We start from the raw sequence: 15,536 nt of genomic DNA on the forward strand, positions 1-15,536 counted from the left end.
TGGGTGAACGAAACGCCCGTTCACTCTCCGCGTAAATTCGATCACGCCTTTGCTGGTGGTCGAACATCAGTTCGAGTACGATCAACGCCATGACCACAACTCTCCCTCATAACCCGAAAGCCGCTCGCTTTCTTGACGCCGCGTTCGACGAAGAGGTTTCGCTTCGTCGGACACAGGGACGTCAGGTCCGAGCGTTAGCCGATTTCGCCGTTCGCGGTGGATCACGAAGATCTGTGACCGAGGAGGTCGCCTTGCGCTTCTCGGTCACCCGCAACCACGCGTTCCTGCTCGTCGAGACCTCCTGCGCCCTCGTCGCTCGCCTGCCGAACACGCTGGCGGCGTTGGAGCGTGGCGATATCGACCTGTACAAGGCTTCCAAGGTCATGCAGCTGACGCGGGAAGTGTCGGACGAAGTCGCGGCACAGGTCGACGCCTGGCTGACCAACCGGCTCGCCGATCGTGATCCCGGCGCGATCCGGGGCTCGGTGAGTCACGCCGTGCAGAAATTCGATCCCGACGGCTATCGCGAACGAGCCGCCAAGAAACGCGCGTTGCGGCATATCTCGTTGGAACACAACGACGAGACGATGTCCACGCTCGCCGGCCATCTTCCCACGGAAGTCGCCAGTTCCATTTACGCCTCAATGAGCCGGGCCGCGAGAGACCGGCGGAACAAGGACAAATCCCGGACCCTCGACCAGCATCGCGCCGACATCTTCGCCGAACGCCTGCTGGCCGAGGACGGACATGGCAAGCCGCGTGCGCACATCCATGTCTATGTCGATTTCTTGACACTCGTCGGCGCGCGCAACGCCCCCGCGACACTCGCCGGGTACGGGCCCATCCCCGATTGGCTGGTCCGCGAGATCGCCTCCGACCCCGACTCGACCTGGTCGCGGCTGATCACCGACTCCGCCACAGGCCAACTGGTCGAAGCCGGCGCCGACAAATACCGGTCACCGGCCTCCTTGGCACGGTTGATCATGGCGCGGGATCGCGAGTGCACACAACCGGGCTGTCACCGGCCTGCCGAATTCTCCGAGATCGACCACATCATCTCGTGGGCTCGCGACGGCAAGACCAACCAGTACAACTGCCACATTCACTGCAAAAGCCACAACCTGCTTCGAGAAGAACCCGGTTGGTCGGCCGTGCCCACCGGCGACGGCGGCATGATCATCACCACGCCGAGCGGCCATACTTACGAGACGGCGCCAGAGCCGCTCCACGAGCCACGCCCAGGCCCCGAGGACGACGAACCTCAGGACTGAGCAACGAACTCAGGCTCGTGTCCGCAACGCCTTCAAAGCCGCCCTGACCACTCGTCGCGAAGGATCCTCGACCATCGGCCTCACCGAATCGACCGGAACAGCATCCAGAATCCGCAGTGCCCCAACGGCTTGAGCTCGCACTCTGGCCAAGGGGTGCCTCAGCAACGGGTACAGCAGCTGTCCGTCCTCTTCCCGCCCCGACTCCGCAAGTCCCGCGATGGCCCCCAGGGAAGGGTTCGCACCGGAAACAGCGGACCGGTACCAACCGACGGCGTCGACGCCCGTACGCCGGGCGGCATCCCGTGCGAGCGCACGGATCAGTGTGGAACGGTCGTCCAGCAGACCGGCGATTTCCTCCCAGTGACCGAGGCGCGCGAGTCCGGTCAGTGCGCTGATCCGTACCTCGCCGTGACGGCAGGCGGCCAGCTTGCGCAGGACGTCCACGCGACCGGTCCAGACGGCCTGGCGTGCGACGGCCTCACCGGCTCGTGCGCGGATGCCCTTGTCGGAATTCGTCAGAGCAAGGGGGATCAGCTCGTCGAGTTTGAGGTCGCCCCGCCGGGTCCGGACCTCGAACGCGAACCTCGGCACCGCGAGGTTCACCGAGCACATCAGCTGCTCGAGCACCGCCACCGGGACGTCGTAAGCGGCCGCGTACAGCTGTCGCACGCCGAAGCCGCCGCGGCGACGGCGCCCCAGGTGAAGCATCGTTTCGGCAGCCGGCCGCAGGTAGGTCGCCGGATCATCGTGCAGCAGCCGGATGACACCCGCGCGGGCGACGTCGCGGACCGGAGACGCCCAGTCCGTCATGCGCAAAAGCAGGAACGGAAGTGTCTCCGGGCACGGTTTCGCCAGCAGTCTCGTGACCGCCAGTTCCCGGACCCGACCGTCGCGGTACGAAGCCGCGATCGCGGTGGTCAGCAGTCCAGCCTTGCCGGCCTTGAGTGTCAGGGCGACGTCATCCAGAGCCCGCTCGTACCGCCAGTACTCGTCGAGAGTCGCGATGAGCGCCGGGGTCTCAGCGATCATCTCGAAGGCCGCCGCGATTTCAGCGGCAGCGCCGGACTTGTCGACGCGCACGAGCGCATCGACGAGCACGTCCACACGGTGCCCCCGGCTCTCCAACGTTTCCTGGAGTGCCTCGGCCACGGACTTCTTTCTCCCGAAGATCACCCGGTGATCCTCCCTCATCCCCCGTCCGCCGCGCTCATCCTTTTCGCGGGTAGACGCCCGAACACAAGGCGCGTAGGAACGGAGAATGGCTGAGGAAAGGTCCAGACGAGTTTTCCTGTCCACGTCGGCCGCGCTCTCGGCGGCCACCCTGTCATCAACTGCCCTGTCATCAACTGCTCTGTCATCTACTGCTCTGTCATCAACCGCCGCCACCGAAGAGCTCGACGAACGTGGCCCCGGCGAACGTCTCTCCCCGCAACGACCCGACGCCGAACTCCGGGCCATCCTGCGGGAGATCGACGAACACCGGATCGAGGCCACCGTACGCAGGCTCGCGGCTTTCGGGACGCGGCACACGTTGTCCTCGCAGACCGATCCCGTCCGCGGCATCGGCGCCGCCCGCGACTGGATCTTCGCGGAACTGGCGAAGTCCGCGGAACGGTCGGGCGGCCGGATGAAGGTCGAGTCGCAGTCGTATCTGCAACAGCCCGCTCCGCCCAGGATCCCTGTCGCCACCACGATCACCAATGTCGTCGCCACCTTGCGCGGCTCCACCACCCCCGAGCGGGTCTATGTCGTGTCGGGCCACTACGACTCGCGGTGTTCCGATCCGCTCGACGCGACGAAGGACGCGCCGGGCGCCGACGACGACGCTTCCGGGGTCGCCGTCGCGATGGAGCTCGCCCGGGTGTTCGCCACTCGCCGTCCGGCCGCGACCATCGTGTTCGCGGCGGTCGCGGGTGAGGAACAGGGCCTGTTCGGCGCGCGGCATATGGCCACGCTGTACAAATCGGCGGGCACGAACGTGCAGGCGATGTTCTCCAACGACATCGTCGGCTCGAGCCGTGCGGACGACGGCACGAGGGACCCGCGCACGATCCGGTTGTTCGCCGAAGGGGTGCCGACGTCGGAAACCCCGGCGCAGGCGGACATCCGGCGCGCGGTCGGTGGCGAAAACGACTCGCCGTCCCGTCAGCTGGCCCGGTTCGTGCGCTCGGTCGCGGAGAACGACGCGACCGGCATGGCCGTGCGGGTGATCCACCGGCGCGACCGCTACCTGCGGGGCGGCGACCACATCCCGTTCCTGGAGCAGGGCTATCCGGCCGCGCGGTTCACCGAACCGCACGAGGATTACGCGCACCAGCACCAGGACGTCCGGGTGGAGAACGGCCGGCGGTTCGGCGATCTGCCGGAGTTCTGCGATTTCCCGTTCATCGCCAGGGTCGCGCGGGTCAACGCCGCGACGATGTGGTCGCTGGCGACCGCGCCGGGCACCCCCGAAGACGTCCGGATCCGGACGAACCGGCTGACGAACGACACGGATCTGGTGTGGCGGCCCGGAACAGACCCGGATCTCGCCGGTTACGAGGTCGTGTGGCGGGAGACGACGGCGTCCGACTGGACGCACGCGATCAAGGTCGGCGACACGACCGAGGCTAAAGTGGATCTGTCGAAGGACAACGTGTTCTTCGGTGTGCGCGCGGTCGGGAAGAACGGCCGCCGCGGTCCGGTCGCGTTTCCGACACCTTTGAGCTGATGCCACGATGACGATCACGCCCGACGACCTCGACGCGGCGCTGGCGAGTGTGGTCAGCGGACTGCGTCAGGCGTCGGGCCGTGACTGGCCGTCGGCGCCGGGCACCGGCGAACTGAACGCCTGGCGCACGGCCGAGCATCTCGGCGACTGCCTCATCTCCTACGCGGGACTGCTGATCGCCCGGCCGTCCACGCCGCGTTTCGTCTGCTTCGAAGCCGTCGCCGACCAGGCCGCGACACCGTCGGAACTGCTGGAGTTCGTCACGGTAGGCGGCGGCATCCTCGGCGCCACGCTCCGCACGGCGGACCCGGACGTCCGCGCGTACCACCCGAGCGGACGCGCCGACGTCGAGGGTTTCGCCGGAATGGGCTGTGTCGAGGTCCTGGTCCACGGCGAGGACATGGCCAGGGGCCTCGACGTCACCCTCGACCCGCCACGTGACGTCTGTTCGCGAGTGCTCGCGCGGATGTTCCCGGAGGTGGACACCGCCGGCGTCGATCCCTGGACGGCATTGCTGTGGGCGACGGACCGGGTGGACCTCCCCGGACGCCCCTCCCGCTCCGGCTGGCAGTGGCGCGGCGCACCTTTGGACGACTGACCCGGTGCTGAGGGCACAGCACCGTTCACCGGGCCTTGAACGCCACCACGGCGGCCTGGGCACCGTTCCGCCACGCCACGGCCGCCTCGTCGACCGGCCCGGCCTCCAGAGCCCGCAGGTGCCACTCGGCAGGCGGATGCCATTCGGCCGAAGGTGACTCTCCGAACAGCCGGGTCCTTTCGGCCACCGCCGGGCCGAGCACCGGGTCCTCCGCGACCTGGCTCCACCAAGTGCCCCAGAGGTCTTCGCCGTCATCGACCGCGGACGCCACCGCCTCCCCATCGGGCATGTCGTCCACGTTGGCCACGAATCCGCCCGCCCGCACGAGCCCGCCGAGTTCGGCGTACAGCTCGGTCAACCGGCCGGGCGGCAGGTAGTGCAACGCCATGACCGCCAGAACGGCGTCGTAGCCGGTATCCGGCAGCAGGGCGGTCCAGTCCGGCTCCCGCAGATCGGCCCGGACCACCCGCACCGACGGCGGCAGGGACGAGCCGGCGATCGTCAGCATCACCGGGTCGAGATCGACCAGCGTGACTTCTGCCCCTGGCACGCGTTCGAGCAGGCGGGAGCAGAGGGTGCCCGTGCCGCCTCCCACGTCCAGCACGCGCGGCGCGGGCCCTTCGCACCGCGTCGCGACCAGCTCGATCATCCGCTCGATCGCTTGCGCGCGTCCTGGCTGATATCTCGCCATCAGGCGTTCCCAGCCGTCATTCCAGTCGCCGACAGTCATGTTGGCAATGATAATCGATATCACTTGGTGAGCACTCCGTCACAGCGCACCTGCGGGCAGTACGCGAGGTACGGCCGATCGGCGCAATCTGGCCACTGAAGCGTTTGTCACGGCGGAATCGGGGAACTTTTCCGATATGTCCAGATGGCGAACCACCAGTAGGAGCAACACCGCCGTGCGGGTCATCACCGGCATCGGTGCGGTGTTCGCTTTCATCGAGCTGCTGCACATGGTGATGGTGCTCGCAGGAGCCAACGCGGGCAACGGTTTCTTCATCTTCATCCAGGCGCTGGCCAAACCGCTGGCCTTGTTCTGGCCGGGCCTTTTCCCGGTGAGTGACCCGAATCTCGCGGTCATTCTCGACTACGGCCTGGCCGCCGCGTTCTGGGTGATCCTGGCGGGTGTCATCGCCCGTTTCGCGGCCCGCTGACCCCCTGCGGCGGCGATCGGCGTCCCGTTCGGCGACACTGGTCGGATGAGCGACGGCAGATGGTTCGACCTGAACCCGCTTCCCGAGCTGTTCGGCCTGGCCGCCGCCGGGCGGGCGCTGTTGCCGAATGTGCCCGTGACCCCGGCCGCGGTGCTGAAGACCGTCACCGAACAGCTGGTCGGGCGGCGGCTGACGACCAAGGTGGACGGGCACGACGTCGGCCTCACGCTCACCGAACTCGATTACCAGGCCGACAGCCTCAGCCTGGCCGCCACCGGCCGGATCGGCGACGTCCGCATCGTCGTGGAGGACGTCGACTGGCCGGAGACGCCGCTCGAACGCATCACCGTGCTGGCCTCCAACGTCCGTCTCCGCTCGCTCCCGTCGCCTGCCGCCATCCCCGAACAGGTGCGGATGGCGATCAGGGTTTCGCCCGAAGTACTGCAGGCGCGGGTGGCCGAGGCGCGGCCGGGCATCATCGTGACCCCCGGCGAAGACGGGCATTTCCACGTCCGCTGGGAAAAGCGGCCCCGCTGGGGGCATCTCGCCCTTGAGTCCACTGTGGAAAGCGGCGCCGTCGTCCTCCGGCCGATGTCCGTCCACATCGGACGCCGCCGGTTCGGGCCGCCGTCCCGCCTCAAGCCGATCGTGCTGCCCCTGCCGGAACTCCCGCAAGGGATCCGGCTCACCGCGGTCGAGGCGCACGACGGCCACCTCGTCCTGCACGCGCTGGCGGAGGAGTGGCCGGAAAAGCTGTCCACCATCCCGCTCGGCGACCTGCTGGGCTGGGTGACGACGGCGGTGACCACCCTGACCCTGCCGAGGCTCGGCGGCCGCTGACGACCGCCGAGCCGGACCACCCGGCTAGCTGTGCAGCGATCCTTGCGCGACGCGCACCGCGGGCACGGCAGGCGCCGCGCTTTCCGACTGCGGCGAGGCGGACGACCGCACGAGACCGGCCGACTTCCCGCACACCTTCTTCTTCTCGTCCGAGGTCATCTTCTTGCCGACCGTCCTGGTCTGGCCCACGACACCGGGCGCCGGTCCTTCACCGCTGAAGTTCCAGACATACCACTGATGGTGGCCCCATTTGCGCTTGTCGTACCACATGTCGTACGAGCCGCTGGCCACCCGCATCACCGGTGACCGGTCCAGGCCCGCCCAGTAGCCCGGGTTGACCTCGATCCGCGTCTCGACGCTCTCGCTGGTCTCCCAGCCCCATTCCTGGCCCCACGTGCGCTTGTACGCGACCGACCAGTCGACGAGGAACTCGAAGCCCGCGCTCACGCTGATCTCGTTCGACACCGTGTTCTTCCCGCTGCGGGTGTCGCGTTTGCCGATCACCTGGGTGATCTTGTTGGCGCTGCAGTTGTAGACCGTGTCCACCCGGCCCCAGTCGCCGTAGAAGTCCTGGCCGCGCTGGTCGACGTGGGCGTTGCAGGTCTTGGTGGCGCGGCCGCAGTCCTTGAGCAGTTCGGCGCGGGACGGCCCGCGCGAGTACACCACCGAACTGCCGCGGTCGTTCATGTTCGACCCGTAGTTGCCGCTGTCGTTGGCGTACCACTCCTGGCGTTCGCCCTGGTATTCGGCGTGCTCGTACATCGTGATGTAGCAGTTCTGGAACGTCTGGAACGAGGAGATCTTGTCGTTCCAGTTTCCGAGGAAGCCGACGGTCTGGTTGGTCCCCTCGACGCACGGGGACCCGGTGACGGCGACGCTCGCGCCGCCGAAGTTCGCGTGTTCGTACAGCACGCTGATCACCGTCGCGGAGGCACCGACCTCGCCTGCCGACGCCGCGGCGAGCGATTCGCCGAGGCTGTCGAAGCACCGGATCGCTCCGGTCGCCGTGTCGGCGACGCAGTGATCGTCGCGCTGTTCGGCGTTCGCCGGGGTACCGCCGGCGAGGCACACCACCACCGCGGCCACCACGGCCATCCACTGTCTGTACTTATGCACGCCTGAACTCCCTTGGGAAGACGGAATGCCGGCCATGACGGGACCGACGGTACGCAGTCCACCACAAGGATCCCGGCTTGCCCACGGAGAACGACCGGTGATCGGGACACCTGGAGTTCTTACTGGGCAAGGGTTTCTCTCACTGGGACTAGGCCTGGCCACGCTCCCGCAGATATCGCGTGTGATCGGCCTGTTGGTGGACATCCCCCGCGTAGAACCGTTCCGCGATGCGATGCGCTTCGGTTTCCAGCAGCTCCAGTTGTGTCAGGAGTTCCTCGGACGCGCTGGGCTCGCCGCTCGCGCGCCGTTTGGCGGCGAACCACCACGGCAGGTTGAGGTAGGTCTCCACGGAAAGCGGCAGATCCGTCCGCGCCAGCCGGGTGACGGCGTGCTGGACGTCCGGGTTGGCCGCCCATCGCTCCGGTCGCGAAAGCAGGTCTTCGAGCACCTCGGCGATCCGCCGGACACCGTCCACAGAGGACTCCGGCATCCGTTGTGCCCGCGCGGTCACCTTGTCCACCAGCGAGCCGAGGTCCGCGCGCAGCTGACCGGCCTCGGCCTCGGCGGCCACCGAGACCAGCCGGACCCGTTCCGGCGGCGCGAGCAGGGCGAACACCGCGTACAGCCCGGCGACCACCAGCGGCCACAGCGCGCCGACGACGCCGGTCAGGTGCAGCGCGAGCCCGATCAGCCCGCCGACGCAGCCGGCGAGGTTCTTCGTGGAGCCGAGGTAGCGGATCACTGGTACCCGCGGATTTCCTGGAACACCTTGGGCAGGACGTCGCCGCGCGCGTCGAACACGTTGCCGCCGGTGCGTTTCGCGACCTCGCCGAGTTCGGCGGAGTCGCCTTCGCCGAAGATCACGGTGAACACCGGGATCTGCCGCACCGCCTCCGGCAGCGACGGGAACTTCCGCTGGAAGTCCTCGAAGGTGGCACCGCTCGCGTTCTCCCCGTCGGTCATCAGCACGATCGAGGTGAACCGGTCGGGGTCGCGCGCGACCAAAGGGCCCATGATGTCGTGCGCGCGCTGAAGGCTGTCGTAGATCGCCGTCCCGCCGTTCGCGTCGAGGCCCTCGGCGAAGCGCTTGATCTTGTCCAACGTGGGCTGGGGATCGCCTTCCGGGACGACGAACGTCTCCGGGCTGCCCGGCACGGTGTCGAACGGCAGCATCGTGACCTCTTCGCGGCTGCGGAACCGGCGATACCGGCCGGTCAGCGAACCGTCTGCGCCGGTCAGCCCGATCAGCGCGGTGCGCAGTGACTCGATCCGGTCCCCCGCCATGGAACCGGAGGTGTCGAGCACGTACAGCGTGCGCGACGGACGCCGGATCTTGTCGAAGTAGGCGCCCAGCAACGCGTCGACCGCTTGCTGCGTCGCGGGGAACGGCAGCTCGACGAGGTCCTTTTGGGTGAACTGCTGCCCGAGCTGGACACCGGGAACGACGGGGCGGCGCTGCGTGGTCTCCATGATCTTGCGCTGCGTGTCCGGCGTGCGCAGCCGTTCGGCCAGCTTGCGGTGCGCGTCCCGCGCGTCGGGATTCGCGCTCTGCACCAGGGTCAGCGGGTAATCGGCGGTGACGACGCCGTCGGATGGGTACACCAGCGTCAGCGGTTCGGGGAGCTTCCCGGTCGCGTTCATCGACAGCAGGACGGACTCGTAGTTGATCAGCCCGTCGACCTTCTTGCCGGGATCCTGACCGCTCGCCCGCCGCTGGTAGGCCTCGGAAAGCCAGCCCGACGAGCCCGCGGACATCGCCTGCGCACTGAAGAACTCGGTCAGTTTCGGGGTGACGGCGGCGATCTGCTGCGCGTCGACCGCGTTGCCCGCCCCCGCGAGCGCCGACGCGACCCCGACGAGCGCGGAGAAGCCGGAGTTCGACGCCGACGGATCGGTCATGCCGTAGGTGAAGGCCTTCTTCCCGGCCTGCTCGGCGATCTCGCCCCAGCCCACCGGCCGTCCGGTCCAGCCGAGCCGTTGCGCCGCCGACGCGGACAGGCCGAGCACCACCGGCGAGCTCATGATCTTCACCTGCTCGCCCAGCCGTTTCGCGGCCTCCGGAACCGCCGCCGGATAGCGGTTCGACGAGAACCAGACGGCGTCGTACTGGCCGTCCGCCTTCCCGTTCGCGAGCGTCTCGGTGCCTTCCAGCGTCCCGGTGAACTGGAACTTCACCTTGACCCCGGTCGCCGCCGCTTCCTGCTCCAGCAGCGGCTGCATATCGGCCAGCTCACTGCCCGCGAGCACCCTCAAGGTGCCCGGTTCGGCCTCCCCGAGGCCACGCGTCTCACCTTCGCTCGAATCGCAGGAAACCAGTGACAGCGCGCAAACCGCGCTGACCGCCAAGACCGTCCAGCGTTTCACGATGCCCCCTCGGCCGTCGCCGTCTCGTGAGAGCGGCGCAGATGGTCTTCGGCTCGCCGGATCTCGCCGGACAGCGCCTCCACGGTCGCCGCCATCGTCGAGACGGCCCCCGCCTTGAACTCGTCGATCGCGTCGATGCTGCGGTAGATCCGCTCGAACGACTCGCGGATCGTCGCCACCGCCACCGCCGGATCACTGCCCGCACGCTGGATCTCGGCGCTGCGCAGTTCCAGCATCTCGGCGTTCGCCCGGATCAGCCCGTCGGTGGTGGCCTGCACGGCCTGGACCTCGTCGAGGACGTCGCGCTGCCCGGCGAGCGCGCCGCTCACCAGCAATGCGACCCGCAGTGCGGCGACCGTGGTCGACACCGCCCGCTCGATCCCCCGGATCAGCTCGTCGTTGTTGCGCCGCACCAGATCCAGCGCCAGATAGCCCTGCGCGCTCACCGCGAGCTGGGTCAGCAGATCCTGGTGCCGCTGCCGGATCGGATGCAGTGCGTCCGCCCGCAGCGACTTGGCCCGAACGGGATCGGTGAAGTCGAAGATCCCGGCTTGACGTTCGACGGCGGTGTCGACGGCCTGGGCGAACGCGGCCGCTTCCGAGAGCTTGCCGAGCGTCGCCCACAGCCGCTCGCGCTCGCCCTTGAGCGCGGCGTTGTCCCGCCGCAGGACGTCCTGCCGCGCGCGTAGGTCCAGTACCAGCGCGTTCACCGGCTCGTTGGCCGCGCGGTAGCGGTCGAGCGCCTTCTTCGCGCTGCCCGCGACCGGGATCAGCCCCATCAGTTTGCGGCCGGTGATCGGCAGTTTCGCCGGGTCGATCTCCGCCACGGCCCGCCGGAGCCCGGCGAGGCTGACCGTCGCCTGCTGCTGCGGTGACCCGATTTCCGCCAGTGCCCGCGACGAGCGGTCCAGCAGCGCACCCGCGACGGTCGCCGCCGCCCGCATGTCGGACTCGCCGACCGCGAGCAGTTCGTCCAGCACGCGGGTGAACTCCGGGGACCGGACGTCGAGCGCTTCGAGACGCCGGGCGAAACTCTCGGCGCGCTTCGCGACCTCGGCGTGGACCTCCGGCGCGAGCGTCACCAGACCCGCGGCCCGCTCGGCCGGGATCGCCTCCACCGGTTCGGGTGGAGTGAGCGTGAAATCGTCCATCAGTACTGCTTCTTCACGGCGTCGAGCAGCCGCTCCAGCGTTTCGAACGACGGCGGCTCGACGGCGTCGACCAGATCCGACGGCACCGGCGCCTTGGCCGCGGCGACGACGTCGGCGAACAACCGCGGGTCCCCGGTGCGGAAGCCGAAGGTGGCGGCGAGTTTCCCCAGTTCCGGGTCGGTCGCCAGCAGCCTTCCGACCTGGTCGCCGTTCGGCTTCAACGGGACCAGTGTGTGCTTGGAGTACACCGTCGGCGCCATGTAGAGCAGGCGCATGTCCGGCCGGATCGAGCCGTCCGCGCGGACCAGCCGGTCGACGAACTGCGATTCGTAGATCAGCGCCAGCGGCGTCTTGCCCATCCCCGCGGCGAGATAGTCCTCGAACGGCCCTTCGGTGCTGTTCTGCGTGTAGCCCTGGTCGATGAACAGCTTCGACACGCCGGGCAGCACCTTCGCCTCGGCTTCCGGCGTGCTGACCACGTTGTTGCCGTTGGCGACGAAGGAAACGATCGACAGGTACATCGCCGCCGAGTTCGATTCACGCGGATCCGTGGTCGTGACCAGCACGTTCTTGCGGGCCGGGAACGCGGTGTTGCCGGGGAGCTGGTCCCAGCGCGTGCCCCGCTGCGCGAGTTCGAGGTACTTCGCGACGTCGAGCACCTGGTAGTCCCCGGCGCCCTTGCGCACGATCCCGTTGGCGCTCAAGAGGTTCACGATCGGCTCGAAGGTCGCGACCGCCATCGGCGACTGGAACGGCGTGTGCACGCCGGTCACCTTGTGGTCGCGCTGGATCCGCTGCGCGGCCGGCGACGAGGACGGGAACGCGAACTCGTACTTCCTGAGGTCCATACTCGCGATCTGCCGCGAACCGGCGGTGTCGGCCTCGACCTTCAGCCCGTGCCGGCCGAACGCTTCCGCCACCCGCTTGTCGGAGAAGAAGGCCAGCTTCTCCGATCCGATGACACCACGCACCGTGGTCAGATCGGTCCCCTGCGCGGTGTTCTCATCACCGCCGCGGCCCCAGACGATCACGGCGACCACGGCCAGCAGCAGCACCACTGCCAGGCCGATCGACAGACGACGTTTCATCGGCCCACCCCCTCGTTCACCAGCTCGATCTTTCAGCCCGTTCGACTCTTTTGACGCGCGGGTGAGCCATTTCGAAATGAACGATCGATGAACGAAAGAAGTCGTCAGTTCCTGGCGAACCGTTGGGGTGGAAGGAAAATCAGATCACGGACTGCTCCGAGACCGGCAGGCACACGGTGAAGCGCGTGTCACCCGGCGCCGAATCGACGCGCAGGTCGCCCTGATGCCGTTCGACGACGATGCGCCAGGAGATGTCCAGGCCGAGCCCGGTCCCCTGCCCCACCGGCTTCGTGGTGAAGAACGGTTCGAAGATCCGCTGCCGCACCTCCGCCGGGATCCCGGGACCGGTGTCACCGATCTCGACGTGCACGTGATCGTTCACCCTGGACGTCCGCAGGGTCAGCGTGCCCTCGGTCCCCATGGCGCCGAGCGCGTTGTCGATGATGTTCGTCCACACCTGGTTCAGCTCGCCCGCGTACGCCGGGATCCTCGGCACCGCGTGGTCGTACTCCTTCACGACCCGGATTCCCGGCCCGATCTTCCCGGCGAGCATGACGAGGGTGGAGTCGAGTCCTTCGTGGACGTCGATCCACTGGTGCGGCGCGCGGTCCATCTGGGAGTACTGCTTGGCCTTGCCGACCAGCACCGAGATGCGGGTGGTCGAATCCTCGATCTCACCCATCAGCATCTCGGTCTCGAGCGCGTACGCCAGCCAGCGGACGGCGCCGTCGAGGAAGGTCTCCCCCACCGAATCCAGCAGGCGATCGAGATCGGGCACGGTCAGCCCGGCGCGGACGTAGATGTCGGCGAGGTCCCAGCCCTGGTCGATACCGTGGCCGTCGAACCAGTCGCCGATCTCGTCCTCGCGGTCGGCCTGCTGCATCGCGGACAGCTTCGGCGCCGAGGTGACCTGTTTGACCAGCTGTTCCTGGATTTCGAGCAACTGCTCCAGCAGTGACGGGTCGACGTTCTTCTTCGCCAGCATCGCGAGTTTGTGCCGCATCCCGGCGACCCGCTCCCGCAGCGACGCCGTCGCGGGGACGGCCGCCGCGGCCGGGTTGTTGAGTTCGTGGGTCAACCCGGCGGAAAGCTCGCCGAGCGCCAGCAGCCGCCGCCGCGAACCGATCACGGTGTCGCTGTTGCGCCAGCCGAGGTACATGCCCTCCAGCAGATGTGTCGCCATCGGGAACCAGCGGCGGAACTCGGTGGCGAACTCGGCCGCGGGCAAGGTCAGGAAGGTGAGGTCGCTGACCGCGTGCACCGAAGCGCCGTAGGTGTGTTCGGTCTCCTGGTGCACGAAGAACTGCGTCGCGCCGCAGTAGGCGCCGCGCTGATCGGACCGGATCGTCTCGACCTCGGTGTCGCCGACGAGCCGTGTCATCCGCAACGCGCCGGACAGCAGGAGGTAGAAGCAGGTGGCGGGTTCACCCTCGCGCATGACCGTGGTGCCGCCGCTGTACTGCTCCAGCTTGGCGTGTTCGTCGATCCAGTCCAGCTGTTCGTCGCTGAGGTGCTCGAAGAGGAAGAGCCCGCGCAGTTCCTCCCTTGGCAGAACGCTCATTGCTCCTCCAGGTATCGGTGGACGAGGGTGACCGCCATGGCGCCTTCACCCACGGCCGACGCGACGCGCTTCACCGACGCCGCCCGCACGTCGCCCGCCACGAACACACCGGGGATGGACGACTCCAGGTAGTGCGGGTCGCGGTCCAGCGGCCAGCCCGGCGGCGGACCGCCGTCGGTGAGCAGATCGGGGCCGGTCCGCACGAAACCGTGGTCGTCACGCTGGATCTCCGTGCCGAGCCAGTCGGTGCGCGGCGCGGCGCCGATGAAGATGAAGAGGTGACCGGTGGGCACGGTCTCGGTGGTGGAACCGTTCTCGCACAAGGTCAGCCGTTCGAGATGATCGTCGCCGTGCGCCTCGACCACGGTGGTCCGGGTGCGGACGTGGATGTTCTCGATCCCGGCGATCTGCTCGATCAGGTAGTGCGACATCGACGCTTCGAGCGACTGGCCGCGGACGAGGATGGTGACGTCGGCGGCGTGCTTGGAGAAGAACACCGCCGCCTGGCCCGCCGAGTTCGCGCCGCCGACGATGTAGACGTGCTCGCCCTTGCATTCGGGCGCTTCGGTGGCGGCGGAGCCGTAGTAGACGCCGCGGCCGGCGAGTTCGGCGATCCCGGGAGCCTCCAGCGCCCGATAGGTGACGCCGCTGGCCAGCACCACGGAATGCGCGGCGATCTCGGTCCCGTCGCCGAACATGACCACGCGCGCCGAACCACGTGCTTCGAGGCCGACGACGTCGCGGGCGGTGAGCACCTCGGCGCCGAACTTGAGTGCCTGCCGCCGCGCGCGGTCGGTGAGCTGCGCGCCGGAAACGCCGTCCGGGAAGCCGAGATAGTTCTCGATGCGGGAGCTGGTGCCCGCCTGTCCGCCGGTCGCCTTGCGCTCGACGATGACGGTGCGCAGCCCCTCCGACGCGCCGTACACGGCCGCCCCGAGGCCGGCGGGCCCGCCGCCGATCACGATCAGGTCGTAGAACTCCTGCGCGGGCCGGGTGGACAGGCCGACGGCGTCGGCGAGTTCGGGCCCGGACGGCTGACGCAGCACCGTGCCGTCCGGCGTGACCAGCACCGGGATGTCCTGCGGCGCCGCGTCCGCCGCGTCGAGGATCCGGCGGCCCTCGTCGTCGTCCACCGAGTACCAGCGGTACGGCACGGCGTTGCGCGCCAGGAAATCGCGCAGGTGGAACGACGGCGACGAATACCGGTGGCCGATGAGCTTGATCTCGTCGACCGGCCGCTCCCCCACCGCGCGCCAGGTCTCCACCAGCGCGTCGATGACCGGGTAGAGCTTCTCCTCCGGCGGATCCCACGGCTTGAGGAGGTAATGGTCGACGTCGACGACGTTGATCGCCTGGATCGCGGCGTCGGTGTCGGCGTAGGCGGTCAGCAGCGCGCGGCGGGCGTGCGGGAACAGGTCCATCGCCTTCTCGAGGAAGACGATGCCGTCCATCTGCGGCATCCGGTAGTCGGCGAGGATCGCGGCCACGGCGTCGCCGCGCAGCTTGAGCTCGCGCAACGCTTCGAGGGCGTCGGCACCGGAATCGGCCCGGATGATCCGATAGTCCTTCCCGTACCTTCTGCGCAGGTCGCGGGCGACCGAACGGGACACGGCGGGATCGTCGTCGACGGTCAAGAGGATCGGCTGGCTCACCGGATCAGCCTATTACGTTGGGGCC

The 15,536-nt window shown here is 68.4% G+C and carries 14 protein-coding genes; 5 read left to right on the plus strand and 9 right to left on the minus strand.

Features of this window, described 5'->3' with window-relative positions; all coding sequences use genetic code 11:
• Window positions 1-233: 233 nt before the first annotated feature.
• Entirely contained in the window at window positions 234-1,271 is a 1,038-nt protein-coding gene (locus DMH03_RS33775) for a DUF222 domain-containing protein (RefSeq protein ID WP_370311016.1), read from the plus strand.
• Window positions 1,272-1,280: 9 nt separating this feature from the next.
• Here DMH03_RS33775 and DMH03_RS33780 read toward each other — a convergent pair whose 3' ends face one another.
• Window positions 1,281-2,444: a HEAT repeat domain-containing protein gene (locus tag DMH03_RS33780; RefSeq protein ID WP_125796071.1), complete on the minus strand. Its 1,164-nt coding sequence runs from the start codon at window positions 2,442-2,444 to the stop codon at window positions 1,281-1,283.
• Between the two features lie 85 nt (window positions 2,445-2,529).
• Here DMH03_RS33780 and DMH03_RS33785 point away from each other — a divergent pair, with 85 nt between their 5' ends.
• Together DMH03_RS33785 and DMH03_RS33790 are read left to right on the plus strand one after the other, a co-directional pair.
• Entirely contained in the window at window positions 2,530-3,981 is a 1,452-nt protein-coding gene (locus DMH03_RS33785) for a M28 family metallopeptidase (protein ID WP_125796072.1), read from the plus strand.
• Between the two features lie 7 nt (window positions 3,982-3,988).
• Window positions 3,989-4,579: a hypothetical protein gene (locus DMH03_RS33790; RefSeq protein ID WP_125796073.1), complete on the plus strand. Its 591-nt coding sequence runs from the start codon at window positions 3,989-3,991 to the stop codon at window positions 4,577-4,579.
• A 25-nt stretch (window positions 4,580-4,604) separates the two neighbouring features.
• Here DMH03_RS33790 and DMH03_RS33795 read toward each other — a convergent pair whose 3' ends face one another.
• A complete protein-coding gene (locus tag DMH03_RS33795) occupies window positions 4,605-5,309 on the minus strand; it encodes a trans-aconitate 2-methyltransferase (RefSeq protein WP_125796074.1) in 705 nt (234 codons plus the stop codon).
• A gap of 175 nt (window positions 5,310-5,484) precedes the next feature.
• On the opposite strand from DMH03_RS33795, the gene DMH03_RS33800 reads away from it, so the two are divergent.
• Complete coding sequence (locus DMH03_RS33800) at window positions 5,485-5,739, plus strand: hypothetical protein (protein WP_125796075.1); 255 nt, start codon at window positions 5,485-5,487, stop codon at window positions 5,737-5,739.
• A gap of 45 nt (window positions 5,740-5,784) precedes the next feature.
• The gene (locus DMH03_RS33805; protein WP_125796076.1) at window positions 5,785-6,579 is read left to right on the plus strand and encodes an LmeA family phospholipid-binding protein; all 795 of its coding nucleotides are present in this window, start codon (window positions 5,785-5,787) and stop codon (window positions 6,577-6,579) included.
• A gap of 24 nt (window positions 6,580-6,603) precedes the next feature.
• Here DMH03_RS33805 and DMH03_RS33810 read toward each other — a convergent pair whose 3' ends face one another.
• From DMH03_RS33810 to DMH03_RS33840, 7 genes are all read right to left on the minus strand, one after another.
• On the minus strand, window positions 6,604-7,695 hold the full coding sequence (locus DMH03_RS33810) for a peptidase inhibitor family I36 protein (RefSeq protein WP_125796077.1): 1,092 nt from the start codon (window positions 7,693-7,695) through the stop codon (window positions 6,604-6,606).
• 148 nt (window positions 7,696-7,843) lie between these two features.
• Window positions 7,844-8,437 (minus strand): hypothetical protein, encoded by a 594-nt coding sequence (locus DMH03_RS33815; protein WP_125796078.1) that lies wholly within the window; start codon window positions 8,435-8,437, stop codon window positions 7,844-7,846.
• Window positions 8,434-10,059 (minus strand): VWA domain-containing protein, encoded by a 1,626-nt coding sequence (locus DMH03_RS33820; RefSeq protein WP_125796079.1) that lies wholly within the window; start codon window positions 10,057-10,059, stop codon window positions 8,434-8,436. The genes DMH03_RS33815 and DMH03_RS33820 overlap by 4 nt, the downstream gene beginning before the upstream one ends.
• Complete coding sequence (locus DMH03_RS33825) at window positions 10,056-11,210, minus strand: toxic anion resistance protein (protein WP_125796080.1); 1,155 nt, start codon at window positions 11,208-11,210, stop codon at window positions 10,056-10,058. The genes DMH03_RS33820 and DMH03_RS33825 overlap by 4 nt, the downstream gene beginning before the upstream one ends.
• A complete protein-coding gene (locus tag DMH03_RS33830) occupies window positions 11,210-12,298 on the minus strand; it encodes a hypothetical protein (protein WP_125796081.1) in 1,089 nt (362 codons plus the stop codon). Before DMH03_RS33830 ends, DMH03_RS33825 begins: the two co-directional genes overlap by 1 nt.
• 139 nt (window positions 12,299-12,437) lie before the next feature.
• The gene (locus DMH03_RS33835) at window positions 12,438-13,859 is read right to left on the minus strand and encodes an ATP-binding protein (RefSeq protein ID WP_125796082.1); all 1,422 of its coding nucleotides are present in this window, start codon (window positions 13,857-13,859) and stop codon (window positions 12,438-12,440) included.
• Entirely contained in the window at window positions 13,856-15,511 is a 1,656-nt protein-coding gene (locus DMH03_RS33840) for an FAD-dependent oxidoreductase (RefSeq protein ID WP_125796083.1), read from the minus strand. Before DMH03_RS33840 ends, DMH03_RS33835 begins: the two co-directional genes overlap by 4 nt.
• Window positions 15,512-15,536 lie beyond the last annotated feature (25 nt).

The organism is Amycolatopsis sp. WAC 01376, from assembly GCF_003947415.1.
Classification (GTDB): domain Bacteria; phylum Actinomycetota; class Actinomycetes; order Mycobacteriales; family Pseudonocardiaceae; genus Amycolatopsis.